The sequence below is a fragment of the Methanobrevibacter sp. genome (genome assembly GCF_045539575.1).
Classification (GTDB): domain Archaea; phylum Methanobacteriota; class Methanobacteria; order Methanobacteriales; family Methanobacteriaceae; genus Methanocatella.
Genome location: NZ_JAZQFM010000051.1, coordinates 1 through 2,842, shown reverse-complemented (window position 1 = coordinate 2,842; position 2,842 = coordinate 1). Strand labels below are relative to the sequence as shown.

At 34.6% G+C, this 2,842-nt stretch carries 4 protein-coding genes; all 4 read right to left on the bottom strand.

Annotation, left to right across the window (positions count from 1 at the left end):
• Entirely contained in the window at nucleotides 1-186 is a 186-nt protein-coding gene (dmpI, locus tag ACKI30_RS06285; RefSeq protein ID WP_295112606.1) for a 4-oxalocrotonate tautomerase DmpI, read from the bottom strand.
• A gap of 135 nt (nucleotides 187-321) precedes the next feature.
• Complete coding sequence (locus tag ACKI30_RS06280; RefSeq protein ID WP_407410845.1) at nucleotides 322-1,203, bottom strand: PhoU domain-containing protein; 882 nt, start codon at nucleotides 1,201-1,203, stop codon at nucleotides 322-324.
• Nucleotides 1,204-1,271: 68 nt separating this feature from the next.
• A complete protein-coding gene (gene phoU, locus ACKI30_RS06275) occupies nucleotides 1,272-1,943 on the bottom strand; it encodes a phosphate signaling complex protein PhoU (protein WP_407410843.1) in 672 nt (223 codons plus the stop codon).
• A 14-nt stretch (nucleotides 1,944-1,957) separates the two neighbouring features.
• Nucleotides 1,958-2,710 carry a phosphate ABC transporter ATP-binding protein PstB gene (gene pstB, locus ACKI30_RS06270; protein ID WP_407410841.1) on the bottom strand — a complete coding sequence of 251 codons (753 nt, stop codon included), beginning with the start codon at nucleotides 2,708-2,710 and terminating at the stop codon, nucleotides 1,958-1,960.
• Between the last annotated feature and the right edge of the window lie 132 nt (nucleotides 2,711-2,842).

Sequence of the window (2,842 nt, the reverse complement as noted above, 5' to 3'; positions counted from 1 at the left end):
TTATTCCTGATTGCTTAAAAGAACTCCTCCAACACTGACATTGTCAAATTTCCTTTCATTAAAAAGAACATAAATCATTTCAATTGGAAGTCCGGTAACTCTGGAAGCTGATTCGCTGAATTCTTTTGCTAAAGTTTCTTTTTGCTCTTTGGTTAATTCACCTATATCAAAACTAATAACTGGCATTTCTTATCACCAGTTATCGGTTTCATTTCTATTAATAAATAATTAATGTGGCAAAAATGACACTTGATATTATTCAACTAGCAAAACATTTCCAAGAAAAATGTAAACTTAATCCTTAAATTTAATTAAAATAAATCATTCCCTGAAATAGCGGGGAACGGTAGATCTTGGAATATTTTTGTGAAATTCAATTGCAATATCCATTATTTCAACGGAAATATCCCCAGTTCTTTCAAATGCTTTGATTACTCGTGTGAGATAAATATAATAATTCGCATGGTCAACGTCGTCAAAAGTGGACTCACCCATCTGAAGGGCGATTTCCTTCATTGCCCTATCCTGCATTTTATGCATCTTTTCTTCTGTATCCATCAAATCTTCTTTTAACTCAACTTTACCGTCAATGAATGCTTCACTGGCATGGGAAACAGATTTTTTTGCATATTTATACATCTTTTTCAGGATGTCAAGAATCTTCTCGTCAACTACAGAATCATCATTGATGACAAACTTATTGAGATGGATACAGTAATCACCTATTCTTTCGTAATTATAAGCCACTTCATTAAAAAGAAGAATTTTGGAAAGTTTTGAGTGGGGATCCAAATTGACTACTGTTTCAACTGATGATCGAATCTTTTCAAACATGTTATTTGTTGTAAAATCGAGTTCAAGAGCTTCTTTGGCTTTCTGTTTGTCATTTTCAAGGATTGCTTCAAAGGAGAGTTCCAGCTGATTTTCTATATGCTGTGCCATTGTCCTTAAAATATTCTTTATTAAAAAATCTGTCGAAATTTTTTTATTGCTGATATTGGAATCTCCGTAAACTTCATCATATTTTTCCAGATTAACAACATAAACTTTGCGGACAATGTCCTCATCGACCAGTGGTTTTAACAGTTTAGTTACATATCTGCGGCTTATGTTCAAATCATCGGCAATTTCATCCTGATTGGCCGGATTTTGATAAAATATGTACTCTAAAATTTCTTCCAGTGTTTTATTACTTCTTCCCATTTTAATGACTCCCCACAAAGATATGACTAGTTATTTTTTAACTAGTACAAATATTTATTCGAATTTCCTCACTCATCTATTCCAGGTCTTTTTAAAGTTATCATGAATATTGTTCTTGAGCCTATACTTACTGCCTTGTCGGCTATTCTTTCCATATATCTTGCCAGAAAAATTGTATCGATAATATACGGCGCAAATTCAGCATCATTAATCATTGTTGATGTAACTTCATTTAAAATAGAATCGTATAGTTCATCTATTTTATCGTCATCCCTGTCAAGCTCTCTGGCCTTGTTCAGATCATGATTTAAAAATACTGAAAATGATTTTTTCAACATGACTCCAATATACTCGCCCATCAAAGCCATCTGATTAAGTATCTTTCCGGGAATGGCAACCTCGTGAATATTTCTGATTGAATCGGCAATCTTGGCGCACAAATGCCCAACCCTTTTGATGTGGCTGATAACCCTGAGCATAGATTCTATAAACAGCAAATCCTTAGCCAATGGCTGTTCGGTAGCCATGAATCTTATGCAGACCCTTTCGAGGTTAATTGTTTTGATATCCAATGTGTTGGAACCGGCCGATATGCTTTTGTGAACTGATTCATCATAATTTTCAAGCAGTTTAACAACGTCCCCGTTTAATCTGATAGCAAGATTTCCAAGTTCCCTGTAATCATCTACAATATTGTCCATTCTATTTTGAAATGAAATTCCCGGTGTTTTTTCGCTCATAATTTCACATCCTCTTATCCAAATCTTCCTGTAATGTATTCTTCTGTTTTTTTCTCCTTCGGACTTACAAATAGCTTTTCTGTTTTTTCACTTTCAATCAGCTCACCATTAAGGAAAAATGACGTGAAATCAGAAACCCTTGAAGCCTGCTGCATATTATGGGTAACAATAACAATCGTATAATCTTTTTTAAGCTCATGAATCAGGTCTTCTATTTTCAATGTTGAAATCGGATCCAGTGCAGAACACGGTTCGTCCATCAGAATAACTTCCGGATTATTTGCAATTGTACGTGCAATGCATAGTCTCTGCTGCTGGCCTCCGGACAGACCCAAAGCTGACTGGTCAAGCTTGTCTTTTACCTCATCCCAAATTGCCGCTGATTTTAAACTTTCTTCAACTCTCTGTGCTATATAATCCTCATCATCATTTCCGTGAATTCTAAGTCCATATGCCACGTTTTCAAAAATGGATTTGGGAAAGGGATTCGGCTTTTGAAAAACCATTCCTACCTTTCTTCTCAAATCCACCACATCCATGTTTTTAGAATAAATGTCATTTCCATCCAAAAGAAGTGTTCCTTCCAATTTAAATGAAGCTATCAAATCATTCATCCTATTGATTGACCTTAAAAAAGTTGATTTTCCACAGCCTGACGGACCAATAAGTGCCATAACTGTGTTTTCAGTTACTTTTAAACTGATATCTTTAAGAATATGAGCATCTCCAAAATAAGTGTTGAGATGCTTTGCAGTAATCCTGTACATAATAAAACCTCATAAACTTTATAAATTTCCCATCATTTTGTTTTGATACCTTTGTGTGAAATAATTGGTTAAAAATGTAATTACCATCACTATAATTACAAGAACCGCAGCAGTTGCAAATGCATTCTGCAG